Source organism: Streptomyces sp. NPDC043726, from assembly GCF_056436565.1.
Genome location: NZ_JBWKCI010000001.1, coordinates 204,270 through 230,348, shown reverse-complemented (window position 1 = coordinate 230,348; position 26,079 = coordinate 204,270). Strand labels below are relative to the sequence as shown.

Genomic DNA, 26,079 nt, shown 5'->3' with positions numbered 1-26,079 from the left:
GGCAAAGAGAGGGTCAACAAGAGGGCGCGTGAGGCTCAGTAGCGCGCGTTCAGGTAGCCCAGGAGCTCGTCGTGGAGGATTCCGTTCGAGGCGGCCGCGTTGCCGCTGTGCGGGCCCGGGCGGCCGTCGAGGCCGGTGAAGGTGCCGCCGGCCTCGGTGACGACGATGGCGGTGGCGGCCATGTCCCACAGGGAGAGTTCCGGTTCGGCGCAGAGGTCCACGGAGCCCTCGGCGACCATCATGTACGGCCAGAAATCGCCGTACGCGCGCGTGCGCCAGACCTCGCGGGTGAGATCGAGGAAGCCGTTCAGGCGCCCCTGCTCCTCCCAGCCGCTCAGCGAGGAGTACGCGAAGGAGGCGTCGCTCAGCTTCGAGACGCCGGAGACCTTCAGCCGGGTGGCGGAGGACAGGCTGCGGCCGGTGAAGGCGCCGTGGCCCTTGGCGGCCCACCAGCGCCGGCCGAGGGCGGGGGCGGAGACCACGCCGACGACCGGCTGGTAGCCGCCCTCGGCCGCCTCCATCAGCGCGATGAGGGTGGCCCAGACGGGGACGCCCCGCACGTAGTTCTTGGTGCCGTCGATGGGATCGACGACCCAGCGGCGGGGTCCGGTGCCCTCGACGCCGTACTCCTCGCCCAGGATCGCGTCACGGGGGCGGGCGCGCTGGAGCTGGCCGCGGATGAGTTCCTCGGCCGCCTTGTCCGCTTCGCTGACCGGCGTCATGTCCGGCTTGGTCTCGACCTTGAGGTCGAGCGCCTTGAAGCGGTCCATGGTGGCCGCGTCGGCGGCGTCCGCGAGGACGTGGGCGAGGCGGAGGTCGTCAAGGTAGTCCGGCATGTGACGAACGGTATCCGCCGGTGGTCGCGCGGGGCTACCGGGGCCGGAGTGTGGACTGCGGGCGGGAAGGGGGGCGCTCCGGAGCGGGCCGGGCGCCGGCAGTGCGCTCGCGGACCCTTGACAGTGCCGTCATGCGCGTCAAATCTGGGCGCAGAGCCGGGGCCCTGGGAGGCGAGGATGCCTGCAGCACGGGAATCTCTGCTGGACGCCGCTTATACGGCGCTCGCGCGTCGGTCTTGGTCTGCCGTGCGGATGGTGGACGTGGCCGCGGCGGCCGGGGTCTCGCGGCAGACCCTCTACAACGAGTTCGGGAGCAAGGAAGGACTCGCCAGGGCGCTGGTGCGGCGGGAGGCCGATTCCTATCTCGCCGGAGTGGAGCGGGCGTTGAACACCCAGTCCGACGCCCGGGACCGGCTCACCGCCACCGCAGAGTGGACCACCGCAGCCGCGCGCGACAACGCCCTCGTCCGCGCCCTGCTCACCGGCTGCTGGAGCGAGCGGCTGCCCTCACCCACGCTGTCGGCCGTCCCGTCCTCCTCCGCCGTACCGGCCCAGCGCCGCGCGGACGGCCCGCTGCCCTCGCCCGGCGACTTCGTGGCCATCGTCCGCGACCGTGCCGTGGCCGCGCTGACGGGACCGGGCGCCGGCAAGGACGGCGGAGAACTGGCCCGGTCCTGCGAGTTGGTCGTCCGCATCGCCCTGTCCTGCGTGGCCGCCCCGCCCGGCGAGGGAGGCGTCGCCGATCTCGTACGCGGGGCGCTGTACCGGCAGTTACCGGTCGGCTGACCGTCAGGCCCGGTCGGTCTAGTGCGCCGACCCCGACAGCTGAAGTCCGACGACCCCCACGATCACCAGGCTGATCGACACGATCTTCAGCGTCGAGACGATGTCGCCCAGGAAGATCATTCCGTAGATCGCGGTGCCCGCGGCGCCGATGCCGGTCCACACCGCGTACGCCGGGCCGACGTCGAGCTTCTTCAGCGACAGGGTCAGCAGTCCGAAGCTGCCGAGCGCGAAGATGCAGAACGCGACCGTCGGCCAGAGTCTGGTGAAGCCGTGCGACAGTTTCAGGCACACCGCGAAGCCGGTTTCCAGGAACCCCGCCACGATGACCAGCAGCCACGCCATGTGCTGTCCTCCCGTATCCCCACGTACTGTGACCGCTTCGTCAGGCTTTGGTCAGGCTTGGTTCCGGCTCGGTGCGATTATGCCCTTACCGGACTCGGGCGGAGACAAACAACGCGGAGGTCAGTCGCCTTCCTTGCGCTCCCGCGTGGCCAGCAACCGTCGCAGTGAGTACAGCCGCGCCGGGTCCGCGTGACCCTCGGCCACCCACTCGTCGAGAGCGCAGTCCGGCTCATCATGACTGCACGCGCGCGGGCAGCCCTCGGTTCCCGCTTCCAGGTCCGGGAAAGCGTGGATCACCCGGGACGGATCGATGTGGGCGAGGCCGAAGGACCGTACGCCCGGGGTGTCCACGACCCAGCCCCCGGCTCCGTCGAGCGGAAGGGCCAGGGCGGAGGTGGTGGTGTGCCGGCCGCGGCCCGTCACCGCGTTCACATGGCCGGTCAGCCGCCGGCGCTCCACGGGCACCAGCGCGTTCACCAAGGTCGTCTTGCCGACTCCCGAGTGGCCGACGAACGCCGTTACCCGGCCGTCCAGTTCGGCCCGCACCCGCTCCGCCGCGTTTCCGGTCTCCAGTTCCGCGCGGCTCGTGACGACGTACGGGATGTCCAGATCGCCGTACAGCTCCAGGATCTTGTCGGGCGGGGCGAGGTCCGACTTGGTCAGCACCAGCAGCGGTTCGAGACCGCCGTCGTACGCCGCCACCAGGCAGCGGTCGATCAGCCGGGGGCGCGGTTCGGGGTCGGCGAGGGCCGTGACGATGGCCAGTTGGTCGGCGTTGGCGACGACCACCCGCTCGTACGGGTCATCGTCGTCCGCCGTGCGCCGCAGCACCGAGGTGCGCTCCTCGATGCGGACGATCCGCGCGAGGGTGTCCTTCTTGCCGGACATGTCACCGACGAGGGCCACCCGGTCGCCGACCACCGCGGCTTTGCGGCCCAGTTCGCGGGCCTTCATCGCCAGCACCACCCGGTCCTCGACCAGGCAGGTCAGCCGGCCCCGGTCCACGGTGAGCACCAGCCCCTCGGCCGCGTCCTCGTGCTTGGGCCGGATGTTCGTACGCGGCCGGTTGCCCTTGCGATTGGGGCGGCTGCGGATGTCGTCCTCGTCGGTGTGCTTGCCGTAGCGGCGCATGATCCCGGTCCGCCCGTCAGTTCCCGAGCATTCCGGCCCACAGTTCGGGGAAGTCCGGCAGCGTCTTGGCCGTCGTCGCCACGTTCTCGATCTGCACGCCCTCCACGGCCAGGCCGATGATCGTGCCGGCGGTGGCCATGCGGTGGTCCTCGTAGGTGTGGAAGATGCCGCCGTGCAGCCGGCGCGGGCGGATGTGCAGTCCGTCGGCGGTCTCGGTGACGTCACCGCCGAGTTCGTTGATCTCCTTGGTGAGCGCGGCCAGCCGGTCCGTCTCGTGCAGCCGCAGATGCGCGACCCCGCGCAGGGTCGAGGGGGAGTCCGCGAGGGCGGCGACCGCCGCGATGCCGGGGGTCAGCTCGCCGACGTCGCTCAGGTCCACGTCGATGCCGTGCACGGCACCCGATCCGGTGAACTCCAGGCCGTACTCGGTCAGTTCGCAGGAACCACCCATCTCGGTGAAGATCTCGCGCAGCCGGTCGCCGGGCTGGGTGGTGCGGGACGGCCAGTCGGGGATCAGCACCTTGCCGCCGGTGACCAGGGCGGCCGCCAGGAACGGCTGGGCGTTGGAGAGGTCCGGCTCGATGGTCAGGTCCCGGCCGAGCAGGGCGCCCGGGGTGACCCGCCAGACGTTCGGCTCGCCGCCCGACTCGGGGGTGTCCACCTGGGCGCCGACCGCGCGCAGCATGTCCACCGTCATCCGGATGTGCGGCATCGAGGGCAGCGTGGAGCCGGTGTGGCGGACCTCGACGCCCTGGTTGAAGCGCGGGCCCGAGAGCAGCAGCGCCGAGACGAACTGCGACGAGGAGGAGGCGTCGATCTCGACCGGGCCGCCGTCCAGGGCGCCGCCGCCGTGCACGGTCAGCGGCAGCGCGCCACGCCCGTCGTCGTCGATCCGGGCGCCGAGGACGCGCAGGGCGTCGATGACGCCGTCGAGGGGGCGCTCGTACGACCTCGGGTCGCCGTCGAAGCGGATGGGGCCGTCGGCGAGGGCGGCCACCGGGGGCAGGAAGCGCATCACGGTGCCGGCGTTGCCGACGTCCACGGTGGCGGGTCCCCGCAGGCCCGTGGGGAGGATGCGCCAGGCCTCGCCGGAGCCGTCCGGGCCGACGCCCTCCTCGATCTCGATGCCCATGGCGCGCAGGGCGCCGAGCATCAGGAGGGTGTCGCGAGAGCGGAGGGGGCGGCGGAGCCAGCCGGGTTCACTGGCGAGGGCCGCGAGCACGAGGGCCCGGTTCGTGACCGACTTGGACCCGGGCACGTGGACGGTCGCGTCGACGGCACCGCGCGCGTGGGGGGCGGGCCAGAGGGCGTTTTGTGCGTGGTTCGGGGCCATGGACCCACTCTATAAGCAGGCCGAGGTCCGAGTGCGGCGCCGTTGTGGCTGGTCGCGCCCGGCTTCTCACACCTCCAGGAGCCACCTTCCGCCGCCTATCAGCGAACAGAGCGACACCGCGTGGAACAGGAACAGCCACAACCCCGCCGGGACATGCGTCAACCTCGACAACTGGTCCGCGTCCGAGTCCCCCGCCCCGCCCCTCGACCTCTTCGCCTGGAGTTCGAAGGCGGGGCGCACTCCGCCCAGCAGGAGGAACCACACCACCGCGTACGCGAAAGCGGCCTGCACCTGGGGGCCCGCCAGCCACGACACCAGGACGAAGGTGCTGCCGGTCAGGATGACCGTCAGGGCGCCGTAGGCGTTGCGGATCATCACCAGCATGGCCAGCAGCAGGGCCGTCGCCAGCCACAGCAGGAGCGTGATGCGGCCCGCGCCCAACAGTGCCGCGCCGCCCAGGCCCAGCAGCGGGGGAGCCGTGTAGCCGGCCGCCGCCGTGAGGATCATGCCGAGGCCGTGCGGCTTGCCCCGGCTCACGGTGAGGCCGCTGGTGTCGGAGTGCAGCCGTATGCCGGTGAGCTGACGGCCGGTGAGCAGGGCGACCAGGCCGTGTCCGCCCTCGTGGGCGATGGTGATCGTATTGCGGGCGATACGCCACACGCCCTGCGGGACGACCACCGCCAGGGCCGCGACCAGGGTCGCGATCACGATCCACAGGTCGGGGTCGCTCTGGGTGCCGGCGAGTTCGTCCCAGAGAGAGGTCGCGGTGCTGCTGTCCATGTTTTCGGGGTGCTCCCTCTCGTCCTGCGGAGTCTGGCAGTGTGGCACGTATGTGCGGACGGTATGCATCGAGTCGTAGGCCCGAGGATCTCGCAGGAATCTTTGAGATCGAGAAGTGGGAGCCCGAGGAGACCCTGGAGCCCGACTACAACGTGGCCCCGACCAAAGAGGTCTACGCGGTCCTGGACCGTCCTGTGAAGGACGCGGACGACAAACGGCCGGTTCGCCAGCTGCGCAAGCTCAAGTGGGGACTCGTCCCGTCCTGGTCGAAGACGCCCGAGGGCGGCGCCCGGATGATCAACGCGCGCGCCGAGACGGTCCACGAGAAGCCGTCGTACCGCCGTGCCTTCGCCGCCCGCCGGTGCATCCTGCCCGCCGATGGCTACTACGAGTGGGTCACCGGCAAGCAGGAGCGGGATCTGGAGGTCGAGGGGAAGAAGAAGCGGCCCCGCAAGCAGCCGTACTTCGTGCTGCCCGCCGACGGCTCGGTCTTCGCGATGGCCGGGCTGTACGAGTTCTGGCGGGACAAGACCCTGCCCGACGACCATCCGCGGGCCTGGTGGGTGACCTGCTCGGTGATCACCACCGAGGCGGAGACGACCCCCCTTGCCGTGGCCCCCGCCGAGGGACCGCACGTGCTCGCCGAGATCCACCCCCGGATGCCTCTGATGCTCACCCCGGACCGCTGGGACGCCTGGCTCGACCCCGCCCGCACCGACCCCGACGACCTCCGCGAGCTGCTCGCCCCGCCGCCCGCCGGGCTGATGCGCGCCTACCCGGTGACCACCGCCGTCAGCAACGTCCGCAACAACGGCCCGGAGCTGCTGAAGGAGCTGGAGGGGCCCGAGGAGGGCACACTCTTCTGATGTGACAGAAGAGATCATCGGCACCGAGGCCGGAGACGCCCGCATCACCTGGCACCGCGCGAAGAAGCCGCGGCTCGTGCTCGCCGTCAGCCATGGCGCCGGCGGCGGGATCGGCGCCCGCGACCTCCAGGCCCTGGCCCACGCCCTCCCCGCGCACGGCGTCAGCGTGGCGCTCGTCGAGCAGCCCTGGCGGGTCGCCGGGAAGAAGGTGGCCCCCGCCCCGAAGACCCTCGACGCCGGCTGGCGGGGCGTCTGGCCAGCCCTCGCCGCGGCCGGGCCGCCGGTGATCTCCGGCGGTCGCAGCGCGGGCGCCCGCGTGGCCTGCCGTACCGCCACGGAACTCGGCGCGCACGCCGTCCTCGCGCTCAGCTTCCCGCTCCATCCGCCGGGCAAGCCGGAGAAGTCCCGCGCGGAGGAGCTGCTCGGATCCGGGGTGCCCACCCTCGTCGTACAGGGAGGCAACGATCCCTTCGGGAAGCCGGAGGAGTTCCCCGAGGGCGACTACGAGCTGGTCGAGGTTCCCCACGGCGACCATGGCTTCGCCGTGCCGAAGCGTGCGGACGTCACCCAGGAGCAGGCCGTGGCCCTGGTCACCGACGCGGTGGTCAAGTGGGCCGGGTCACTGGGGTAAAGGTTCGGGAATGTTGTGCCCCGGACCACTGTTGTGGCGGACAGAAGTTCTGAGCCACCAGCACCGAACGTCGTAGGAGAGGAAGTCCGCCGCATGGGTTCGACCATCTGCCCGACCCGCAGCAGCCGCACTGACCTGGACTGGACGGTGCTGCACGCGGCGAAGACCGCTCCTATTCGAGCGGCGGGCGGACCGGAGGTTCGTCTATCCTCCGATTCTGGCGACACCGGTTTCGGCGTCGCCCGGAATCTTGAGGAGGTGGGTCCGGTCACCGGTACCGACGCAGGGACCGACAACGGCCAGGCGGAGCTGCCCGAGGGCCAGGGCACGAGCACGGACACGTCCGCGGAGACCACCGCCGAGCGCACCGCGCGCTTCGAGCGGGACGCGCTCGAATTCCTCGACCAGATGTACTCGGCCGCGCTGCGCATGACGCGCAACCCGGCCGACGCCGAGGACCTGGTGCAGGAGACGTACGCCAAGGCGTACGCGTCCTTCCACCAGTTCCGCGAGGGCACCAACCTCAAGGCCTGGCTGTACCGGATCCTCACCAACACCTTCATCAACTCGTACCGCAAGAAGCAGCGTGAACCCCAGCGCTCCGCGGCCGAGGAGATCGAGGACTGGCAGCTGGCGCGTGCCGAGTCGCACATGTCGACGGGTCTGCGCTCCGCCGAGTCGCAGGCGCTCGACCACCTGCCCGACTCGGACGTGAAGGAAGCCCTCCAGGCGATCCCCGAGGAATTCCGCATCGCCGTCTATCTGGCCGACGTCGAGGGCTTTGCGTACAAGGAGATCGCGGACATCATGGGGACACCCATCGGTACGGTGATGTCCCGGCTGCACCGGGGCCGCCGTCAACTGCGCGGAATGCTGGAGGACTACGCGCGTGAGCGCGGACTGGTCCCGGCGGGCGCCGGAGAGTCGAACGAAGCGAAAGGCTCGGGCTCATGAGCTGCGGAGAGCCGCACGAGACGGACTGCAGTGAGGTCCTGGACCATCTGTACGAGTTCCTCGACAGTGAGATGCCGGACGTCGACCGCGACAAGTTCAAGCAGCACTTCGACGAGTGCTCGCCGTGCCTGGAGAAGTACGGCCTGGAGCAGGCCGTGAAGAAGCTGGTCAAGCGGTGCTGCGGGCATGACGACGTGCCCACCGACCTGCGCGCCAAGGTGCTCGGACGGCTGGACCTGATCCGATCGGGTCAGGCCGTGCCCGAGCACGATGTGACCGCGACCCCGCAGGAGTCCTGAACTCCCGCCCCGGGCACGGGCAGTCGTCACTCGAACGTGCTAATCGGCGGGTGATACGCCCGCACCCTCCCCCCTGGCCGCCCTAGGCTCCGGAGCCTGGACAGGCATGGTCAGGGGAGGGGCACATGGAGGGGATTCCCGCGCGGGCGCGGGTGTACGTGGCCTGCGCCGCCCTCGGTGCCCTGCTCTGTCTGCTGCCGCTGCCGGTCATCCGCACGCCCTGGTGGGCCCTCGCCCTCCTGGCCGCGCTGTACGCCGGCTGCGAGCAGATCGCCCGCCGGCGCTTCGCCGGGACCTGCTATCCGGTCCTGCTCGCCGGAGCCTTCCTGCTGCCCCCGCCCGCCGCCGCGCTCGTGGCGGTGCCCGGCGCCCTGCTCTCCCAGGGCGCTCCCGTACGGCGGATCTGGCGGGCCGCCCAGCTGGCGCTCGCCGCCTGGGCCGCCGCCCGCGTGCACTGGGCCCTGGACGGCCGGGACGCGGTCGTCGCCTCGGACTTCCCCTACGCCCTGCTCCCCGCCGGAGCCGCGGTGCTGGCCTTCTGCCTGGCGCTCACGCTCCTCGACGGAGGCATCCTCGCCCTCGGCGTGGGGGCACCTCCCGCGCCTTCAGGGCAGCGGGGGAGGGTGCCCGTGCGCCGGGCCTGGCGCGGGCTGTTCCTGCGCTTGCTCGCCCCGGTCGCCGTGCACGGCCTCGCCGGACTGATGATGGCCGTGCTGTGGCGCAGCCCGTACGGCCCGGTCGCCGCGCTGCTGGTACTGCTGCCGATGTGCGTCTCCTGGTGGGTGTTCGCGCAGGTCCACCGGGAGCGGGCCGCCCATCAGGCGACCATCCGGGCGCTGGTGCAGGCCGTCGACATCAAGGACGGCTACACCCGCGGGCACAGCGAGCGGGTCGGACAGGCCTCGATGATGATCGCCCGCGAGCTGGGCATGGACGCCGAGCGCGTCGAGGTGCTGCGGTTCGCCGGGATCCTGCACGACGTCGGCAAGCTCGGGGTGCCCACCCGGCTGCTGCGCAAGGACGGACCGCTCACCCCCGAGGAACGCCGGGTCATCGAGCTGCACCCGGAGTACGGGCACGAGATGGTGCGGGGCATCTCCTTCCTCGGCGAGGCCCGGGCCGCCGTACTGCATCACCACGAGCGGCTGGACGGCAGCGGGTACCCGTACGGGCTCGTGGGCGGGCAGATCCCGGAGTCCGCGCGGGTCGTCGCCGTCGCCGACGCCTTCGACGCGATGACGTCCACCCGGTCCTACCGGCGGGCCCGGCCGGTCGCGGTGGCCCTGGAGGAACTCCAGCGGTGCGCGGGCTCCCAGTTCGACCCGCGGATGGTCACAGCCCTCACGCGCGTGATCGAGCGCGGCGGATGGCATCCGGCGGTCACCGCCGACGAGGTGCCCGTGCCGCGCGTCCCGTCCGCGCCCAGCCGTCCGGGAGCGCACCGATGAACCGCCCCCGGGTCCTCCTCGTCCTCATCCACGCCTCGGCCGCCCTGCTGGCCGCCGTGGCTCTCCTCGGCACCCTCTGGAACGGCCTGGAGGAACGTCCCGTCGCGCTCGCGTTCGGTCTTCTCATCACCGTGGGTGAACTCACCCGGTGGACCGGCGCCGAGGTCCGCGAGGCCGCGCCGCTCGCCGCCGCGGGCGCGCTGTCGTACGCCCTGCTCGGCGAGGACGCGGGCCAGCCCACCCACCACGGCGTGCTCCAGGTCGTCACCGTGGTGCTCCTCGCCGGCCTCCTGGGCGGCGCCCCGCACATCGCCCGCGGCCGCGGCCCGGACCCCGACCATCTGGCCCGGCGCCTGCTCACCGTCGGCTTCGCCGCCGTCTGCTTCCAACCGCTGTACAACCGGGGCGTGTTCGACGAGTGGAGCGGCGCCGCCTACGCGCTGCTGCTGCTCGCGCTGCTCGCCCTCACCGCCCTGTGCGACGCCGTGCTCGTCGCCGCGCTCGCGCACTCCAGGACCGGCTGGCCGTTCGGCCCGCTGCTCCGGGACGAGCTGCGGGCGCTGCTCGGGATCGGCTCGGCCGTCTGCGCCACGGGCGCGGTCATGGCGCTCGCGGTGGCCGTCGTCGGCCTGTGGGCGCTGCCCGTGTTCTGTCTGCCGCTGCTGCTCACCCAGCTCTCCTTCCGCCGTTACGCCGCCGTCCGCGCCACCTACCGGCAGACCATCGCCTCCCTCGCCCGCGCCACCGAGGTCGCCGGGTACACCCCGGCGGGGCACGCCCGGCGGGTCGCCGCGCTCAGCGTCGCCGTCGGCCGGGACCTCGGCCTGTCCGGCGCCGAACTCACCGTCCTGGAGTACGCCGCCCTCATGCACGACATCGGACAGCTCAGCCTGGTCGACCCGGTCCCGGCGGGCGCCACCGCGGACCTGCCCGCCGCCGAACAGCGCAGGATCGCCCTGCTCGGCGGTGCCGTCGTACGCCAGACCGGGGTCGACGGCGCGGTCGCCGTGATCGTCGAGCGCCAGGCCGACCCCTGCCGGGAGCAGCCGCGGGCCGCGCGGATCGTCCGGGCTGTGAACGCCTACGAGGAGAAGGCCCAGGGCGCGGGACCGGGCGGCCCGCTGCAGGCGCTGGAGGAGCTGCGCCTGGCCACCGCGGGCGACTATGCGCCGGAGGTTGTCGAGGCCTTGGCCAGAGTGCTGTCAAGAGACTGTCTGACCTTGGGGCGAGTGGGGTAACCCATGGGTAATGAGCGCCCCTCCAGCGGTACGTGGTTGGATGCGAAGGGAGAGGGTCTCCGAGAGGCTGTCCGGGGGCACAGCCGGCCCACTCCACGGAACTGGCAGGCGGGAATCGTGAGGATCTTCGGCAAGGGACGGCACCGGCCCTCCGCCTCCTGGCGGCAGGCCACCGATCGCGCGTTCACGCTGATCGGCGACGGTCGGTACGAGGACGCGGGCGCGTTGCTGACACGTGCCGCCGATCTGGAGCCCTGGCTGTCCGAGTCCTGGTTCAACCTCGCCCTGCTGCACAAGTTCCGGCACGACTGGGAGCAGGCCCGGGCGGCGGGCCTGAGGGCCGTGGCGCTGCTCGACCGGGAGACCGGTGCGCCCGACTGGTGGAACGTCGGCATCGCGGCCACCGCCCTCCAGGACTGGCCGCTGGCCCGGCGGGCCTGGCAGGCCTACGGGCTGCGGGTGCCGGGCGGCGCGACCGACTCCGGCGAGCCGGTCGGCATGGACCTCGGCAGCGCGGCCGTACGGCTGTCCCCCGAGGGGGAGGCCGAGGTCGTGTGGGGGCGGCGGCTCGATCCCGCGCGGATCGAGGTGCTGTCGATCCCGCTGCCGTCGTCCGGACGGCGCTGGGGCGAGGTCGTGCTGCACGACGGTGTCCCGCACGGCGAGCGGACCACGGCCGCCGGGCACGCCTACCCCGTCTTCGACGAGATCGAGCTGTGGGCGCCCTCTCCGGTGCCGACCTGGGTGGTGCTGCTGGAGGCGGCGACCGAGGCGGACCGGGACGCGCTGGAGCAGCTCGCGGCGGACGCCGGGTTCGCCGCGGAGGACTGGTCCTCCTCGGTCCGGCTGCTGTGCCGGATGTGTTCCGAGTCGCGGATGCCCTCGGACGAGGGTGACGGGGAGCACCTGGACCCGCACGACCACAGCGAGCCGGGTCACCCCGGGCCCCTGGGGCACCGGACGGACGGGCAGCTGTGGGTGCCGGAGCGGGAGTGCGGGGTGGCCGCGCCGGCTTCGCTGGTACGGGGGTTGCTGGACGGGTGGGTCGCCGACTCGCCTGACTCGAGGGACTGGCGGGACTTGGAAGAGGTCTGTTAGGCCGTCGCCCGGCCGCGGCTTCGTCGTGGCTGGTCGCGCAGTTCCCCGCGCCCCTTCGGGGCGCGTCCCCTTACCCTGTATTCGCAGAATTTCACTTGGTTGCAGGAAGGCATACGTCGGTCATGGCGCAGCAGGACACCGATCAGCAGCACGCGGGCGTGCTCCCCGTGGACGACGAGGGCTTCGTCATCGACACCGAGGAGACCGAGGAGAGGGAGAACGCCTGGCGTGAGCGGGGCACCTCGCGGCCGATCACCGTCGTCGGGAACCCGGTGCTCCACAAGGAGTGCAAGGACGTCACCGAGTTCGGCCCCGAGCTGGACCAGCTGGTCGCGGACATGTTCGCCTCGCAGCGCACCGCCGAGGGCGTGGGCCTGGCCGCCAACCAGATCGGCGTGGACCTGAAGGTCTTCGTCTACGACTGCCAGGACGACCAGGGCGAGCGGCACGTCGGCGTCGTCTGCAACCCGAAGCTCGTCGAGCTGCCCGCCGAGCAGCGCCGGCTGGACGACAGCAACGAGGGGTGCCTGTCGGTGCCGACCGCGTACGCGCCGCTCGCCCGGCCCGACTACGCCGAGGTCACCGGGCAGGACGAGAAGGGCAACCCGATCAAGGTGCGCGGCACCGGCTATTTCGCGCGGTGTTTGCAGCACGAGACGGATCACCTCTACGGCTACCTCTACATCGACCGGCTCTCCAAGCGGGAACGCAAGGACGCGCTGCGGCAGATGGCCGAGAACGAGCCTCGCTACCCGGTGGTCGCAAACAACGGAAGCTGACTGGTTTCCCTCAAGTCACATACGAACGGCGTCTGTTCAGGAGCCCCTTCCTGACCAGGCGCCGTTCGCCTGTACGTCGTATGTTCGATCCCGTGTGCGCAGCTACTGATCCATAATCAGTCACGCAAGGGGAGATTCTCGGCACTGTGGGGTAGTGAATGGAGCAAATCCGTTCCCAGATCGGTCAGTTGTAGTGCTGAATGGGAAGTGCGGGGATACGCAACGGCGCACGCCCGGCACGGCGGGAGGGGTGTGCGCAACTGGCGGCTGAGAGGGGTTTGTTCGTGCATGCTTTCTCACACAGCACCACATCGACGCCGACGGCGGTCGCGGTCCCACCATCACTGTCTCTCCCGGTGATCGAGGCGGCGTTTCCCAGGCAACTCCACCCGTATTGGCCCCGGCTTCAGGAGAAGACCCGTACCTGGCTGCTGGAAAAACGGCTCATGCCGGCGGACAAGGTGGAGGAATATGCCGATGGCCTTTGCTACACCGACCTCATGGCGGGGTACTACATTGGCGCCCCCGACGAGGTACTGCAGGCGATTGCGGACTACAGCGCGTGGTTCTTCGTCTGGGACGACCGGCACGATCGTGACATCGTGCACCGCCGCCCGTCCGCCTGGCGGCGGCTGAGGTTCCGGTTGCACACGGCCCTGGACGCACCCGAGGCCCACCTGTACCACGAGGATCCGCTGGTGGCCGGGTTCGCGGACAGCATGACCCGGCTGTACGCCTTCCTGCCCCAGACCTGGAACGCCCGGTTCGCCCGGCACTTCCACGCGGTGATCGAGGCGTACGACCGGGAATTCCACAACCGCACGAACGGAATCATCCCCACCGTCGAGGATTACCTCGCCCTGCGGCGCCTCACCTTCGCGCACTGGATCTGGACCGATCTGCTGGAGCCGAGCGCCGGACGTGAACTCCCGGACTCGGTGAGGAAACACCCGGCATATCGGCGGGCGGCGCTGCTGAGCCAGGAATTCGCCGCGTGGTACAACGATCTCTGCTCATTGCCGAAAGAAATAGCGGGCGATGAGGTGCACAATCTCGGAATCAGTCTCATCAAGCATGAGGGACTGACCCTCGAAGAATCGGTGGTGGAAGTAAGGCGGCGGGTCGAGGAATGCATTTCCGAATTCCTGGTCGCCGAACGGGCCGCCCTTCGACTGGCCGACGATCTCGCCGACGGCACCCTGCGGGGAAAAGAACTGAGTGCCGCCGTACGGGCCTGTGTCCGCAATATGCGCAACTGGTTCAGCACCGTCTACTGGTTCCACCACGAGTCCGGCCGGTACATGGTCGACAACTGGGACGACCGGTCCACGCCCCCGTACGTCAACAACGAAGCGGCAGGTGAGAAATGACCGTCGAGTCCGTGAAGCCCGACGCGCAGATATATGCGGAATCCGGGCTGCGTGAGCCGCCTTACGCGGGCGGCGGTGTTCCGCTTCTCGGTCACGGCTGGAAGCTGGTGCGCGATCCGCTCTCCTTCATGGCGGGGCTGCGTGAGCACGGCGACGTCGTCCGGCTGAGGCTCGGTCCGAAGACCGTGTACGCGGTCACCACTCCCGCCCTCACCGGCGCCATGGCACTGAGCACCGACTTCAAGATCGACGGGCCGCTGTGGGAGTCCCTCGAAGGCCTGCTCGGCAAGGAGGGCGTGGCCACCGCGAACGGCCCCCGGCACCGGCGGCAGCGGCGCACCATCCAGCCGGCGTTCCGGCTCGACGCCATCCCCGCCTACGGGCCGATCATGGAGGAGGAGGCGCATGCACTCGCCGAGCGCTGGCGGCCCGGCGAGACCATCGACTGCACCTCGGAATCCTTCCGGGTGGCCGTCCGGATCGCCGCCCGCTGTCTGCTGCGCGGCGACTTCATGGACGAACGGGCCGAGCGTCTGTGCATCGCGCTCGCGACCGTGTTCCGTGGTATGTACCGCCGGATGGTGATTCCGGCCGGACCGCTCTACCGGCTGCCGCTTCCGCCCAACCGCAAATTCAACCGGGCTCTGGCCGATTTGCATCTGCTGGTCGACGAGATCGTCGCCGAGCGCCGCGCATCTGGTCAAAAGCCGGACGATTTGCTGACGGCCTTGCTGGAGGCGAAGGACGAGAATGGCGAGCCGATCGGGGAACAGGAGATCCACGACCAGGTCGTCGCGATACTCACCCCCGGAAGCGAAACCGTGGCGTCCACGATCATGTGGCTGATGCACGTGCTCACGGAACATCCGGAACACGCCGACCGGGTGGCCGCGGAGGTCGAAACCGTCACCGGCGGGCGGCCCGTCGCATTCGCGGATGTGCGCGCGCTGAGGCACACGAACAATGTCGTCGTCGAGGCCATGCGTTTGCGCCCGGCCGTCTGGATATTGACGCGCCGGGCGGTGACCGACACCGAGCTCGGCGGGTATCGCATTCCGGCAGGAGCCGACATCGTATACAGCCCGTATGCGATCCAGCGGGACCCGCAGTCCTACGCGGACAACCTCCGGTTCGATCCCGACCGCTGGCTTCCGGAACGCGTGAAGGATGTGCCGAAATACGCCATGAGCCCCTTCAGTGTGGGCAACCGCAAGTGCCCGAGCGACCACTTCTCCATGGCGCAGCTGACGCTGATCACGGCGGCGGTGGCCACGAAGTACCGCTTCGAGCAGGTGTCCGGATCCAACGACGCCACCCGGGTCGGCATCACCCTCCGGCCGCACAACCTGCTGCTCAGGCCGGTGCCCCGGTGACGGCTCAGGCCGCCTCCGGGCCCCGGAAGGTGCGCCGGTAGGCGTTCGGGGTGGTCCCCAGCGCCCGGACGAACTGGTGGCGCAGTGCCGCCGCGGTGCCGAACCCGGTCCGGCCCGCGACGGCGTCCACCGTCTCGTCCGTCGTCTCCAGCAACTGCTGTGCCAGCAGGACGCGTTGGCGCAGGATCCAGCGGTAGGGAGTGGTGCCCGTCTCCTGCTGGAAGCGGCGGGCGAAGGTGCGCGGTGACATGTGCGCGAGGTCGGCGAGCTGCTCGACGGTGACCTCCTCGGCGAGATGCCGCTCCATCCAGGACAGGACGTCGCCGACGGTGTCGCACTCGGAGCGGGGCAGCGGGCGGTCGATGTACTGCGCCTGCCCGCCGTCCCGGTGCGGCGGCACGACCATGCGCCGGGCGATGGCGTTGGCGACCTCCACGCCGTGTTCCTTGCGCACGAGGTGCAGGCTCGCGTCGATCCCGGCGGCCGTGCCCGCGGAGGTGATCACCGGGTCCTCGTCCACGTACAGCACATCGGGCTCGATGACCGCGCGCGGGTAGCGCCGGGCCAGCTCCTCGGCCTGCCGCCAGTGCACCGCGCAGCGCCGGCCGTCCAGCAGCCCGGCCGCGCCCAGCACGAAGACGCCGGAACACACGCTGAGCACCCGGGTCCCGCGCTCCACGGCCCGCACCAGGGCGTCGAGCAGCGCGGGCGGATAGTCCCGGCCGATGTAGTCGCTGCCCGCCGGCACGGCGATCAGGTCGGCCTCGTCGAGCCGGTCCAGGCCGTACGGCGTGGAGACCGTGAACCCCGGGACATGGGTGCGCAGCGCCGGGCCCTCCGCCGAGACGACCGCGAAGTCGTACACCGGAAGCCCCTCGTCGCTGCGGTCGAGCCCGAAGACCTCGCAGACGACACCGAGTTCGAAGGGGTGCACGCCGTCGAGCAGGGCGACGGCCACGTTCTTCAGCATGCCGCCAGTGTGGCACGGTACTGGCAGAAAATCGATGGTGTGCGGCAGTCCTGCCACTGTTCGACAGGAGTGTTCAGCGCGACAGTGGTGACATGACCAGTGAACAGACAGAAGCACTCATCGGAATGATCGTGGTTCTCGGGATCCTCGTCCTCCTCGTCCTCCCGTCACTGCTCGGCATCGCGCACGACCGGCGCATCGACCGTCAGCTCCGGGAGGCCGAGGAGGGGCGGCCCGAGGCTCAGAAGTCCTCGTCCAGGTCGACCGTGCCCTCCACCGCGACCTGGTACGCCGAAGGGCGCCGCTCGAAGAAGTTGGTGAGTTCCTGAACCCCCTGCAGCTCCATGAAGGAGAAGGGGTTCTCCGAGCCGTACACCGGAGCGAAGCCGAGCCGGGTCAGACGCTGGTCGGCGACGCACTCCAGGTACTGCCGCATCGAGTCGGTGTTCATGCCCGGGAGGCCGTCACCGCACAGGTCGCGCGCGAACTGCAGCTCGGCCTCGACGGCCTCCCTCAGCATGTCGGTGACCTGCTGCTGGAGCTGGTCGTCGAACAGCTCCGGCTCCTCCTTGCGGACGGTGTCCACGACGTCGAACGCGAAGCTCATGTGCATGGTCTCGTCCCGGAACACCCAGTTGGTGCCGGTGGCCAGACCGTGCAGCAGACCCCGGCTGCGGAACCAGTAGACGTAGGCGAAGGCGCCGTAGAAGAACAGGCCCTCGATGCACGCGGCGAAGCAGATCAGGTTGAGCAGGAAGCGGCGGCGGTCGGCCTGGGACTCCAGGCGGTCCAGCTTCTCGACCTCGTTGATCCACTTGAAGCAGAACCCGGCCTTCTCCCGGATCGAGGGGATGCTCTCGACGGCGTCGAAGGCCGCCGCCCGGTCCTCCGGATCGGGGAGGTAGGTGTCCAGCAGGGTCAGATAGAACTGGACGTGCACGGCCTCCTCGAAGAGCTGACGGCTCAAGTAGAGCCGCGCCTCGGGGGAGTTGATGTGCTTGTACAGCGTCAGCACCAGGTTGTTCGCGACGATCGAGTCGCCGGTCGCGAAGAAGGCGACCAGCCGGCCGATGAGGTGCTGCTCGGCCGGGCTGAGCTTGGCGAGGTCGGCGACGTCCGAGTGGAGGTCGACCTCCTCCACGGTCCAGGTGTTCTTGATGGCGTCCCGGTAGCGCTCGTAGAAGTCCGGGTAGCGCATCGGGCGAAGAGTCAGCTCGAAGCCGGGGTCGAGCAGGTTCTGGTTGCTGGGCATTACTGGCAGGCCTCGCAGGACTCGGGGTTCTCAAGGGAGCAGGCGACGGCCTCTTCGGAGGTCACCTGCTGGACGGGGACGGAAGCCTGTGCCGCGCGGGCGATGCGGGTCGCCGGGCGCGAGCGCAGGTAGTACGTCGTCTTCAGCCCGGACTTCCAGGCGTACGCGTACATCGAGGAGAGCTTGCCGATGGTCGGCGTCTCCAGGAACAGGTTCAGCGACTGGGACTGGTCGAGGAACGGGGTCCGCGCCGCCGCCATGTCGATCAGACCGCGCTGCGGGATCTCCCACGCCGTGCGGTACAACGCCCGTACGTCCGCCGGGATCCAGGCGAAGTCCTGCACCGAGCCGTTCGCCTCGCGCAGCGCCTCACGGGTGCGGGCGTCCCACACGCCGAGCCGCTTGAGGTCCTGCACCAGGTAGGAGTTGACCTGGAGGAACTCGCCCGACAGCGTCTCGCGCTTGAACAGGTTGGACACCTGCGGCTCGATGCACTCGTAGACACCGGCGATGGAGGCGATGGTCGCCGTGGGCGCGATGGCCAGCAGCAGGGAGTTGCGCATGCCCACCTCGGCGATACGGCTGCGCAGGGCCGCCCACCGCTCCGGCCAGGTGAGTTTGGTGTCGTAGTGGTCGGGGTGCAGGACGCCCCGGGCGGTACGGGTCTTCTCCCAGGCCGGCAGCGGGCCCTCGCGCTCGGCGAGGTCGGCGGAGGCCTCGTAGGCGGCGAGCATGATGCGCTCGGCGATGCGGGTGGAGAGCGCCTTGGCCTCCGGCGAGTCGAAGGGCAGCCGCAGCTTGAAGAAGACGTCCTGCAGGCCCATCGCGCCGAGGCCCACCGGCCGCCACTTGGCGTTGGACCGGCCCGCCTGCTCGGTCGGGTAGAAGTTGATGTCGACGACCCGGTCGAGGAAGGTGACGGCCGTGCGGACGGTCTCGTCCAGGCGCTCCCAGTCGATGTCACCGTCCGCCACGAACGAACCGAGGTTCACCGAGCCCAGGTTGCAGACCGCCGTCTCCCCGTCGTCGGTGACCTCCAGGATCTCCGTGCAGAGGTTGGAGGAGTGCACGACATGGCCCGGCAGGGCCGTCTGGTTGGCGGTGCGGTTGGCGGCGTCCTTGAAGGTCATCCAGCCGTTGCCGGTCTGCGCGAGGGTGCGCATCATCCGGCCGTACAGATCGCGGGCGGGGATGGTCTTGCGCGCGAGCCCCGCCGCCTCGGCCTTGCGGTAGGCGGCGTCGAACTCGTCCCCCCACAGGTCGACCAGCTCGGGCACGTCGGCCGGGGAGAAGAGGCTCCACTGCTCGTCGGCGTTTACCCGGCGCATGAACTCGTCCGGGATCCAGTGCGCGAGGTTCAGGTTGTGCGTCCGCCGGGCGTCCTCACCGGTGTTGTCGCGCAGCTCCAGGAACTCCTCGATGTCGGAGTGCCAGGTCTCCAGGTAGACCGCTGCGGCTCCCTTGCGCCGGCCGCCCTGGTTCACGGCGGCGACCGAGGCGTCGAGCGTCTTGAGGAACGGGACGATGCCGTTGGAGTGCCCGTTGGTGCCGCGGATCAGCGAACCCCGGGAGCGGATACGGGAGTACGACAGACCGATGCCGCCGGCGTGCTTGGAGAGCCGGGCGACCTGGTGGTAGCGGTCGTAGATGGAGTCCAGCTCGTCCAGCGGCGAGTCCAGGAGGTAGCAGGACGACATCTGGGGGTGCCGGGTGCCGGAGTTGAAGAGCGTGGGGGAGGAGGGGAGGTAGTCGAGGCGGCTCATGAGCCCGTAGAGCGCGGCGACTTCGTCCACCGACCTGGTGGTGTCGTCCTCGGCGAGACCGGCGGCGACGCGGAGCATGAAGTGCTGCGGCGTCTCGACGACCTTGCGGGTGAGGGGGTGCCGGAGCAGGTAACGGCTGTGCAGGGTACGGAGACCGAAGTAGCCGAAGCGGTCGTCGGCGCCCGTGTCGATGAGCGCGTCGAGCCGGGCGCCGTGGATCCGGACGAACTCGGCGGTCCGGTCGGCGATGAGCCCCTCGCGGTGCCCGACCGCGACGGACTCGGTGAAGGACGTGACGCCCTGCGAGGCGGCCTCGGCGGCGATGGAGACCGTCAGCAGCCGGGCGGCCAGTCTGCTGTAGGCGGGGTCCTCGGAGATGAGCCCGGCCGCGGCCTCGGTGGCCAGCTCGCGCAGCTCCGCCTCGTCGGCCCGCGCGGACCGGCCGCGCAGCGCGGCGGCGGCGACCCGGCCGGGGTCGGCGTCGGGGAGGTCGGCGGTCAGCTGGGTCAGGGTCCGCAGCAGGGCGGTGCCCGGGGCGTCCTCGACGGTCGGGACGGCTGAAGCCGGATCGGCTGGCGCGATGGTCACGTGGGGCTCTCCCTCGCTCGGCACGGGGCCTTGCGGAGGGCAGGAGGCAGCTCACGAGCGCACGGGGCGTCGCGTCCACCGGCCCACTCCACGAGGCCCGGACGTCAGTCACCCGGACCGGACGGCCGGGCGCACTGTCGGCAGGTCCTCGGACTGGACCATGTGCACAGATGTGCACAAGTACACCGTTGCGGGACAGTTCCGGATTCACACCGGATTCCCCTGCGGCGACAGCGAGCATGAGCATACATCTTGTGCCGGGCGGCGGTGACACCCCCAGATGTTGTGTCGCGCGTCGACTTCAGAGCGTCAACTCGTAGGTGAGGAGAGTGAACTCGGGGTGGTCCGAGATCGGGTTCCAGTCGCGTTCCGGGGAGCGGCGGAAGCCGAGGCGTTCGTAGATGCGGTGGGCGGTGTGCATCAGGGGCTGGGTGGACAGGACGACGCCGGTGCGGTCGCCCGCTGCGCTCGAGCGGTCGACGCACGCCTGGACGAGGGCCTGTCCGACGCCTCTGCCACGGGCCTCGTGAGCCACGGCGAGCATGCGGACCTCGGCCTCGCCGGGGCGGGCGAGGTCGGCCATGGGGCCGGGGGAGGGGACGTAGGTGACTCCGCCGAGGAGGCGGTCCTGTTCCACGGCGACGAGTACGTCCGCGGCGGCCGCCCGCTTGGCCACGTCTCTCAGTTCGCCGAGGTACCAGTCGGCTTCGCCGAAGGTGAGCAGGCCGTCCCGGAGGTAGGCCTGGGCGGTGATCTCGCCGAGTTCGTCGTATTCGGTGGGTTCCGCCGCGCGGATCCGGAAGTCCATGTGATCGAGTGTGTACGACAACGGGCCGCCGACAGTCCTGAATTTCGGCGGCCCGCTGCGGAACGGCTCCGTATCAATGAAGGGGCGACAGCTCCTTCTGCACGCCCGGGTCGCCCGCGTCCGCCGTGTAGTCCTCGGGGCTGGTCTCGTCGATGCCCTCGGGGGCCTTCGCCGCCTTCAGGACGAAGGTCAGGACCACCGTGACGACCAGGTTCAGCACGAACGCCGTGAGGCCGATGTACCCGATCTCCCCGATGCCGGGGATCTCCTTCGACGAACCGCCGAAGTGCGCTTGCGTCGGCGAGGCGACGCCGTACGCCGCAACCGTGCCGTAGATCATGCCGACCGCCCAGCCCGCCAGCAGCGCCCAGCGGTGGAACCAGCGCGTGAACAGGCCGCCGACCAGCGCCGGGAAGGTCTGCAGGATCCAGATGCCGCCGAGGAGCTGGAAGTTGATGGCGACCGTCTTGTCCATGGTCAGGACGAAGGCCAGCGCGCCCACCTTCACCAGCAGGGACACCAGCTTGGAGACCTTGGTCTCCTCGGCCGGTGTCGCGTCCGGCTTGATGAAGTCCTTGTAGATGTTGCGGGTGAAGAGGTTCGCCGCCGCGATCGACATGATCGCCGCCGGCACCAGCGCGCCGATGCCGATGGCCGCGAAGGCCACGCCCGCGAACCAGTCCGGGAACATGTTCTCGAACAGCTGCGGGATCGCCAGCTGTCCGTTCTCCACCTTCACCCCGGCCGCGATGGCCATGAAGCCCAGCAGCGCGAGCAGGCCGAGCATCAGGGAGTACAGCGGCAGGATCGTGGTGTTGCGGCGGATCACGTCACGGCTCCTGGAGGAGAGGGTCGCCGTGATCGAGTGCGGGTACATGAACAGGGCCAGCGCCGAGCCCAACGCCAGCGTGGCGTACGTCCACTGGCCGGCCTCCGCCGGGACCAGACCGCCCGCCCCGGTGCTGGTGAACTTGTCGTTCGCCGCGGCGAAGATGTCGTCGAACCCGCCCAGCTTGATCGGGATGTAGATGATCGCCACCGCGATCACCAGGTAGATCAGGGTGTCCTTGACGAAGGCGATCAGCGCGGGGGCCCGCAGCCCCGAGGAGTAGGTGTACGCGGCCAGCACACCGAAGGCGATCAGCAGCGGCAGGTCCTTGATGAACCAGTTGGTGTTCTCGCCGCCGCCGACGCCCATCACGTCCAGCACCGCCTGGATGCCGACGAGTTGCAGCGCGATGTACGGCATCGTCGCCAGGATGCCGGTCACCGCGACGGCCAGCGAAAGGCCCTTGGAGCCGAACCGGCCGCGCACGAAGTCCGAGGTCGTCACATACCCGTGCTTGTGCGAGACCGACCACAGCCGGGGCAGGAAGGTGAAGATCAGCGGATAGACGAGGATCGTGTACGGCACCGCGAAGAAGCCCGCCGCGCCGGCCGCGTAGATCGCCGCCGGGACCGCCACGAAGGTGTACGCCGTGTAGAGGTCGCCGCCGAGCAGGAACCAGGTGACCCAGGTGCCGAACGACCGTCCGCCCAGGCCCCATTCGTCGAGGCTGTGCTCGTTCTCGGCCTTGCGCCAGCGCGCGGCCAGGAAGCCCATGACCGTGACGGCCAGGAAGAAGAAGATGAAGACGGCGAGTGCGACGCCGTTCACGCCGTCGTTCACTTGGCGCCCTCCGTCTTGCGGGCGCGCTGGTCACGCTGCCACAGCTTGTACGCGACCATCGTCAGCACGGTCGACAGGAGCACCCAGGCCATCTGGTACCAGTAGAAGAAAGGGATGCCGATGAAGGCCGGGTCGGCCTTCGCGTACGACCCCACCCACAACATCGCCACGAAGGGCGCGAACAGGCAGAGGGCGATGACGACCCGAACGGGCGTCACCACCGGTTCTCTGCGCACCTCTGGGGCATCTGACATCCGACGGCTCCGTCCCCTTGCCGATCACCTGGTGTAATGCGCAGGCAATCTAGGTCACGGTGTCGCGGAAACGGAACCCCTCGTCCGCATATCGGTCGCCGAAGATCCGCTCAGCAGCACCGGAACCCCTGGCGGGGGTCCGACTCCTGGCGGTCCGTCCGCATCCGTTCGAAGGCGCGCCTGGTGGGCACGGGCGCCAGGGGGTGGTCCCGGCGCACGTGCGCGACATAACGGTCGTAGGCCGATTCGTCGGTGAGTTCACGGACGTACCACCGCACCGCCCTGGCCGCCCGCCGCAGTGACCGCATCGCGCTGCTCCTCCTTCTCCTCGCGGGTCGGGAACAGGCCCGCCGGGGCGACGAGTTCGGACTTCACGTAGGGTGCCTCGCTCAGCGTGGACAGGGCGGGGCGTCGGACGTGCCGGACGCAGACCCGGGCCGCGTCCACGATGACCACGACGATCAGCAGGGCCAGCACCGCCGTGAGGACGCCGTCCACCGTGGAGTTGGTGACCACGGTGTGCATGTCGTCCATGGACTTGGCGGGCGGCAGCACCTTGCCCTCGTCGATCGCGTCCTGGAACACCTGGCGCTGCTTGAAGAAGCCGACCTTGGGGTCGCTGGAGAAGACCTTCTGGTAGCTGGCGGTCAGCGTGACCGTCGCGTCCCAGGCGAGCGGGATCCCGGTGATCCAGGCCCACTTGAGGCGGCCGGACTTCACCAGCAGGGTCGTGCAGACCGCGAGGGCGACGGCGGCCAGCAGCTGGTTGGAGATACCGAAGATCGGGAAGAGCTGGTTGATCCCGCCGAGGGGTTCATGGACGCCCACCCACAGGAAGTACCCCCACAGTCCGCACACCAGGGCGCTGCACAGCACCAGGCCGGGCTTCCAGCTGACGTCCTTGAACGGGCGGTAGACGTTGCCCAGGGTGTCCTGGAGCATGAACCGGCCCACGCGCGTGCCGGCGTCCAGCGCGGTCAGGATGAACAGCGCCTCGAACATGATCGCGAAGTGATACCAGAAGGCCCGCAGACTGTTCCCGGTGATCTGGGAGAAGATGTCGGAGATCCCGACGGCGAGCGTGGGCGCGCCGCCGGTGCGGTGCAGCAGGGACGCCTCCTCGACGTTCTTCGCGGCCTGGGCCAGGTCCTCCGGGGAGATCTGGTAGCCCCAACTCCCCACCACCTGCGAGGCGTTCTGCACGGAGTCGCCGATGACCCCGGCGGGCGCGTTCATCGCGAAGTACAGGCCCGGGTCGATGACGCTCGCCGCGACCAGTGCCATCACGGCGACCGACGACTCCATCAGCATGGAGCCGTAGCCGATCATCCGGACCTGTGTCTCCTTCTGGATCATCTTCGGCGTCGTACCGCTCGAGATGAGCGAGTGGAAGCCGGACAGGGCGCCGCAGGCGATCGTGATGAAGACGAAGGGGAACAGGGATCCCGCGAACACCGGACCGTCGCCGCGGGAGGCGAAGTCGGTGACCGCGTCCATCCTCATCGTCGGCAGCGCGATCACGACCCCGAGGGCGAGCAGCAGGATCGTGCCGATCTTCATGAAGGTGGAGAGGTAGTCGCGGGGCGCGAGGAGCATCCACACCGGCAGGATCGAGGCGACGAAGCCGTACGCCACCAGCCAGACGACCAGGGTGGAGGGTGCGAGGGTGAAGGCCTCGGCCCACGAGGACTCGGCGACCCAGCGGCCGGCGATCAGCGCGAGCAGCAGCAGGCCGACGCCGATCAGGGAGACCTCGCTGACCCGGCCGGGGCGCAGGACGCGCAGGTAGAAGCCCATCAGCAGGGCGATGGGGATGGTCATCGCGATGGAGAAGGTGCCCCAGGGCGACTCGGCCAGGGCGTTGACGATGACGAGGGCCAGCACCCCGAGCAGGATGATCATGATGGCGAAGGCCGCGAGGAGGGCCGCCGCGCCGCCGAAGGGGCCGATCTCCTCGCGGGCCATCTGGCCGAGCGAACGGCCGTCGCGGCGGGTGGAGAAGAACAGCACCACCATGTCCTGGACCGCGCCCGCGAAGATGACGCCCGCGATGATCCAGATGGTGCCCGGCAGATATCCCATCTGTGCCGCGAGGACCGGTCCGACGAGCGGTCCGGCGCCGGCGATGGCCGCGAAGTGGTGGCCGAGCAGGACGCGGCGGTCGGTGGGGTGGAAGTCGATCCCGTTGTCGAGCCGTTCCGCCGGGGTGGCCCGGGTCTTGTCGACCTTGAGGACTCTGTACGCGATGAACTTGGCGTAGAAGCGGTACGCGATGGCGTACGAGCCGAGGGCCGCCGCGACCATCCAGGCGGCGGAGACGTCCTCGCCGCGGGCCAGTGCGAGCACCGCCCAGCCGGTGGCGCCGATCAGCGCGACGAGGGTCCAGATGACGATGGTTCGAGTGTTCGCAGTGCGCACCGGGTCGTCCTCCCGTCCATGCGATGACGGGAGGAACGTAGAACAGGAACAGCAGGGGCGCTACACCGTCGGCACTACCCTTGCGGCCGCTTGAGGCGCGATTACCCTTGCGGCCGCTTCAGTCGCGCCACGAACTTGTAGCGGTCTCCGCGGTACACCGAGCGCACCCACTCCACCGGCTGGCCGTCCCGGTCCAGGGAGTGGCGGGAGAGCATCAGCATCGGCAGGCCCACGTCCGTGCCGAGCAGGCCCGCCTCGCGCGGGGTGGCGAGGGAGGTCTCGATGGTCTCCTCGGCCTCGGCGAGATGGACGTCGTAGACCTCCGCCAACGCGGTGTACAGCGAGGTGTACTTGACCAGCGAGCGGCGCAGGGCCGGGAAGCGCTTGGCGCTCAGGTGGGTCGTCTCGATCGCCATCGGCTCGCCGTTGGCCATGCGCAGCCGCTCGATACGCAGCACGCGCCCGCCCGCGGTGATGTCGAGCAGTCCGGCGAGCCGGTCGTCGGCGGTGATGTAGCCGATGTCCAGCAGCTGGGAGGTCGGTTCGAGGCCCTGGGCCCGCATGTCCTCGGTGTACGAGGTGAGTTGGAGCGCCTGGGAGACCTTCGGCTTGGCGACGAACGTGCCCTTGCCCTGGATGCGTTCGAGGCGGCCCTCGACGACGAGCTCCTGGAGGGCCTGGCGCACGGTCGTGCGGGAGGTGTCGAACTCGGCCGCCAGCGTGCGCTCGGGCGGAACCGGAGTGCCGGGCGCCTGGGTCTCCGTCATGTCGAGCAGGTGCTTCTTCAGGCGGTAGTACTTGGGCACGCGCGCGGTACGGACACTCGCCCCGCCCTCGTTCTCAGCACTGCTGACGTCGGTGCTCATGGTCTGCCTTCCCGGCTCCGGATGCGGGTCACTTGGTGATCCCCTCTGTATACCGTCGCCGCTAGTTTTGGTCTAGTCCACAGCCCCAAGTGGTCTAGTGGAAGAGACTACTCCGGCAGCGCTCTTTTCGCTGGCTTCTTACTTAAAGGTCCTTGCATATGTACGTCGGATAACACCTGGTCAGAGCCCTTCCGAGCACCCTTGACACGGTTCATGGTCTGGTCCAA

At 69.9% G+C, this 26,079-nt stretch carries 25 protein-coding genes and 1 riboswitch; of the genes, 11 read left to right on the top strand and 14 right to left on the bottom strand.

Going from position 1 to position 26,079, the window contains the following annotated elements; genetic code table 11:
• Positions 1-35: 35 nt before the first annotated feature.
• Positions 36-836, bottom strand: a complete 801-nt coding sequence (hisN, locus tag AC068Z_RS01070; RefSeq protein WP_478551085.1) for a histidinol-phosphatase — start codon at positions 834-836, stop codon at positions 36-38.
• Positions 837-1,013: 177 nt separating this feature from the next.
• Here hisN and AC068Z_RS01065 point away from each other — a divergent pair, with 177 nt between their 5' ends.
• The gene (locus AC068Z_RS01065) at positions 1,014-1,622 is read left to right on the top strand and encodes a TetR/AcrR family transcriptional regulator (RefSeq protein WP_478551084.1); all 609 of its coding nucleotides are present in this window, start codon (positions 1,014-1,016) and stop codon (positions 1,620-1,622) included.
• 18 nt (positions 1,623-1,640) lie between these two features.
• On the opposite strand, the gene AC068Z_RS01060 is transcribed toward AC068Z_RS01065, so the two are convergent.
• The 4 genes from AC068Z_RS01060 to AC068Z_RS01045 form a co-directional block, all read right to left on the bottom strand.
• The gene (locus AC068Z_RS01060) at positions 1,641-1,964 is read right to left on the bottom strand and encodes a DMT family transporter (protein ID WP_478551082.1); all 324 of its coding nucleotides are present in this window, start codon (positions 1,962-1,964) and stop codon (positions 1,641-1,643) included.
• Between the two features lie 120 nt (positions 1,965-2,084).
• Complete coding sequence (gene rsgA / locus AC068Z_RS01055; RefSeq protein WP_478551080.1) at positions 2,085-3,095, bottom strand: ribosome small subunit-dependent GTPase A; 1,011 nt, start codon at positions 3,093-3,095, stop codon at positions 2,085-2,087.
• A 16-nt stretch (positions 3,096-3,111) separates the two neighbouring features.
• Positions 3,112-4,428, bottom strand: a complete 1,317-nt coding sequence (gene aroA, locus AC068Z_RS01050; RefSeq protein ID WP_478551078.1) for a 3-phosphoshikimate 1-carboxyvinyltransferase — start codon at positions 4,426-4,428, stop codon at positions 3,112-3,114.
• A 66-nt stretch (positions 4,429-4,494) separates the two neighbouring features.
• On the bottom strand, positions 4,495-5,208 hold the full coding sequence (locus AC068Z_RS01045; protein WP_478551077.1) for a M50 family metallopeptidase: 714 nt from the start codon (positions 5,206-5,208) through the stop codon (positions 4,495-4,497).
• Between the two features lie 50 nt (positions 5,209-5,258).
• On the opposite strand from AC068Z_RS01045, the gene AC068Z_RS01040 reads away from it, so the two are divergent.
• From AC068Z_RS01040 to AC068Z_RS00995, 10 genes are all read left to right on the top strand, one after another.
• Positions 5,259-6,074, top strand: a complete 816-nt coding sequence (locus AC068Z_RS01040; RefSeq protein ID WP_478551075.1) for an SOS response-associated peptidase — start codon at positions 5,259-5,261, stop codon at positions 6,072-6,074.
• A 1-nt stretch (position 6,075) separates the two neighbouring features.
• On the top strand, positions 6,076-6,705 hold the full coding sequence (locus AC068Z_RS01035) for an alpha/beta hydrolase family protein (RefSeq protein ID WP_478551074.1): 630 nt from the start codon (positions 6,076-6,078) through the stop codon (positions 6,703-6,705).
• Positions 6,706-6,963: 258 nt separating this feature from the next.
• Positions 6,964-7,659 carry an RNA polymerase sigma factor SigR gene (gene sigR, locus AC068Z_RS01030; RefSeq protein WP_478552245.1) on the top strand — a complete coding sequence of 232 codons (696 nt, stop codon included), beginning with the start codon at positions 6,964-6,966 and terminating at the stop codon, positions 7,657-7,659.
• Complete coding sequence (gene rsrA, locus AC068Z_RS01025) at positions 7,656-7,958, top strand: mycothiol system anti-sigma-R factor (protein WP_451720061.1); 303 nt, start codon at positions 7,656-7,658, stop codon at positions 7,956-7,958. Before sigR ends, rsrA begins: the two co-directional genes overlap by 4 nt.
• Before the next feature lie 125 nt (positions 7,959-8,083).
• Positions 8,084-9,406, top strand: a complete 1,323-nt coding sequence (locus AC068Z_RS01020; RefSeq protein ID WP_478551072.1) for an HD-GYP domain-containing protein — start codon at positions 8,084-8,086, stop codon at positions 9,404-9,406.
• Positions 9,403-10,644 (top strand): HD-GYP domain-containing protein, encoded by a 1,242-nt coding sequence (locus AC068Z_RS01015; protein WP_478551070.1) that lies wholly within the window; start codon positions 9,403-9,405, stop codon positions 10,642-10,644. The genes AC068Z_RS01020 and AC068Z_RS01015 overlap by 4 nt, the downstream gene beginning before the upstream one ends.
• Positions 10,645-10,761: 117 nt before the next feature.
• On the top strand, positions 10,762-11,742 hold the full coding sequence (locus AC068Z_RS01010; RefSeq protein WP_478551069.1) for a tetratricopeptide repeat protein: 981 nt from the start codon (positions 10,762-10,764) through the stop codon (positions 11,740-11,742).
• Between the two features lie 122 nt (positions 11,743-11,864).
• Positions 11,865-12,521, top strand: a complete 657-nt coding sequence (def, locus tag AC068Z_RS01005; RefSeq protein WP_478551067.1) for a peptide deformylase — start codon at positions 11,865-11,867, stop codon at positions 12,519-12,521.
• A gap of 284 nt (positions 12,522-12,805) precedes the next feature.
• On the top strand, positions 12,806-13,891 hold the full coding sequence (gene cyc1 / locus AC068Z_RS01000) for an epi-isozizaene synthase (protein WP_478551065.1): 1,086 nt from the start codon (positions 12,806-12,808) through the stop codon (positions 13,889-13,891).
• Entirely contained in the window at positions 13,888-15,264 is a 1,377-nt protein-coding gene (locus AC068Z_RS00995; protein WP_478551063.1) for a bifunctional albaflavenone monooxygenase/terpene synthase, read from the top strand. Before cyc1 ends, AC068Z_RS00995 begins: the two co-directional genes overlap by 4 nt.
• Positions 15,265-15,268: 4 nt before the next feature.
• Here AC068Z_RS00995 and AC068Z_RS00990 read toward each other — a convergent pair whose 3' ends face one another.
• The 9 genes from AC068Z_RS00990 to AC068Z_RS00950 all read right to left on the bottom strand — a co-directional run bounded on the left by AC068Z_RS00990 (position 15,269) and on the right by AC068Z_RS00950 (position 25,852).
• Entirely contained in the window at positions 15,269-16,234 is a 966-nt protein-coding gene (locus tag AC068Z_RS00990; protein ID WP_478551061.1) for a GlxA family transcriptional regulator, read from the bottom strand.
• 241 nt (positions 16,235-16,475) lie between these two features.
• Positions 16,476-17,486: a ribonucleotide-diphosphate reductase subunit beta gene (locus AC068Z_RS00985; protein ID WP_478551060.1), complete on the bottom strand. Its 1,011-nt coding sequence runs from the start codon at positions 17,484-17,486 to the stop codon at positions 16,476-16,478.
• On the bottom strand, positions 17,486-19,837 hold the full coding sequence (locus AC068Z_RS00980) for a ribonucleoside-diphosphate reductase subunit alpha (RefSeq protein WP_478551058.1): 2,352 nt from the start codon (positions 19,835-19,837) through the stop codon (positions 17,486-17,488). The genes AC068Z_RS00985 and AC068Z_RS00980 overlap by 1 nt, the downstream gene beginning before the upstream one ends.
• Before the next feature lie 122 nt (positions 19,838-19,959).
• Positions 19,960-20,084, bottom strand: a riboswitch (cobalamin riboswitch).
• 54 nt (positions 20,085-20,138) lie between these two features.
• The gene (locus AC068Z_RS00975; protein ID WP_478551056.1) at positions 20,139-20,645 is read right to left on the bottom strand and encodes a GNAT family N-acetyltransferase; all 507 of its coding nucleotides are present in this window, start codon (positions 20,643-20,645) and stop codon (positions 20,139-20,141) included.
• A gap of 73 nt (positions 20,646-20,718) precedes the next feature.
• Entirely contained in the window at positions 20,719-22,314 is a 1,596-nt protein-coding gene (gene mctP, locus AC068Z_RS00970; RefSeq protein ID WP_478551055.1) for a monocarboxylate uptake permease MctP, read from the bottom strand.
• Positions 22,311-22,568, bottom strand: a complete 258-nt coding sequence (locus tag AC068Z_RS00965; protein WP_478551053.1) for a DUF3311 domain-containing protein — start codon at positions 22,566-22,568, stop codon at positions 22,311-22,313. Before AC068Z_RS00965 ends, mctP begins: the two co-directional genes overlap by 4 nt.
• Before the next feature lie 110 nt (positions 22,569-22,678).
• On the bottom strand, positions 22,679-22,876 hold the full coding sequence (locus AC068Z_RS00960) for a YbdD/YjiX family protein (RefSeq protein ID WP_478551051.1): 198 nt from the start codon (positions 22,874-22,876) through the stop codon (positions 22,679-22,681).
• Positions 22,827-24,986, bottom strand: a complete 2,160-nt coding sequence (locus AC068Z_RS00955) for a carbon starvation CstA family protein (protein ID WP_478551049.1) — start codon at positions 24,984-24,986, stop codon at positions 22,827-22,829. The genes AC068Z_RS00960 and AC068Z_RS00955 overlap by 50 nt, the downstream gene beginning before the upstream one ends.
• Before the next feature lie 101 nt (positions 24,987-25,087).
• Entirely contained in the window at positions 25,088-25,852 is a 765-nt protein-coding gene (locus AC068Z_RS00950) for a GntR family transcriptional regulator (RefSeq protein ID WP_451720022.1), read from the bottom strand.
• Positions 25,853-26,079 lie beyond the last annotated feature (227 nt).

Coding starts and splice junctions, on each gene's coding strand:
- hisN (WP_478551085.1), bottom strand. CDS start 836: ATGCCGGACTACCTTGACGACCTCCGCCTCGCCCACGTCCTCGCGGAC.
- AC068Z_RS01065 (WP_478551084.1), top strand. CDS start 1,014: ATGCCTGCAGCACGGGAATCTCTGCTGGACGCCGCTTATACGGCGCTC.
- AC068Z_RS01060 (WP_478551082.1), bottom strand. CDS start 1,964: ATGGCGTGGCTGCTGGTCATCGTGGCGGGGTTCCTGGAAACCGGCTTC.
- rsgA (WP_478551080.1), bottom strand. CDS start 3,095: ATGCGCCGCTACGGCAAGCACACCGACGAGGACGACATCCGCAGCCGC.
- aroA (WP_478551078.1), bottom strand. CDS start 4,428: ATGGCCCCGAACCACGCACAAAACGCCCTCTGGCCCGCCCCCCACGCG.
- AC068Z_RS01045 (WP_478551077.1), bottom strand. CDS start 5,208: ATGGACAGCAGCACCGCGACCTCTCTCTGGGACGAACTCGCCGGCACC.
- AC068Z_RS01040 (WP_478551075.1), top strand. CDS start 5,259: ATGTGCGGACGGTATGCATCGAGTCGTAGGCCCGAGGATCTCGCAGGA.
- rsrA (WP_451720061.1), top strand. CDS start 7,656: ATGAGCTGCGGAGAGCCGCACGAGACGGACTGCAGTGAGGTCCTGGAC.
- AC068Z_RS01020 (WP_478551072.1), top strand. CDS start 8,084: ATGGAGGGGATTCCCGCGCGGGCGCGGGTGTACGTGGCCTGCGCCGCC.
- AC068Z_RS01015 (WP_478551070.1), top strand. CDS start 9,403: ATGAACCGCCCCCGGGTCCTCCTCGTCCTCATCCACGCCTCGGCCGCC.
- def (WP_478551067.1), top strand. CDS start 11,865: ATGGCGCAGCAGGACACCGATCAGCAGCACGCGGGCGTGCTCCCCGTG.
- AC068Z_RS00995 (WP_478551063.1), top strand. CDS start 13,888: ATGACCGTCGAGTCCGTGAAGCCCGACGCGCAGATATATGCGGAATCC.
- AC068Z_RS00990 (WP_478551061.1), bottom strand. CDS start 16,234: ATGCTGAAGAACGTGGCCGTCGCCCTGCTCGACGGCGTGCACCCCTTC.
- AC068Z_RS00985 (WP_478551060.1), bottom strand. CDS start 17,486: ATGCCCAGCAACCAGAACCTGCTCGACCCCGGCTTCGAGCTGACTCTT.
- AC068Z_RS00975 (WP_478551056.1), bottom strand. CDS start 20,645: ATGGACTTCCGGATCCGCGCGGCGGAACCCACCGAATACGACGAACTC.
- AC068Z_RS00965 (WP_478551053.1), bottom strand. CDS start 22,568: ATGTCAGATGCCCCAGAGGTGCGCAGAGAACCGGTGGTGACGCCCGTT.
- AC068Z_RS00960 (WP_478551051.1), bottom strand. CDS start 22,876: ATGCGGTCACTGCGGCGGGCGGCCAGGGCGGTGCGGTGGTACGTCCGT.
- AC068Z_RS00950 (WP_451720022.1), bottom strand. CDS start 25,852: ATGAGCACCGACGTCAGCAGTGCTGAGAACGAGGGCGGGGCGAGTGTC.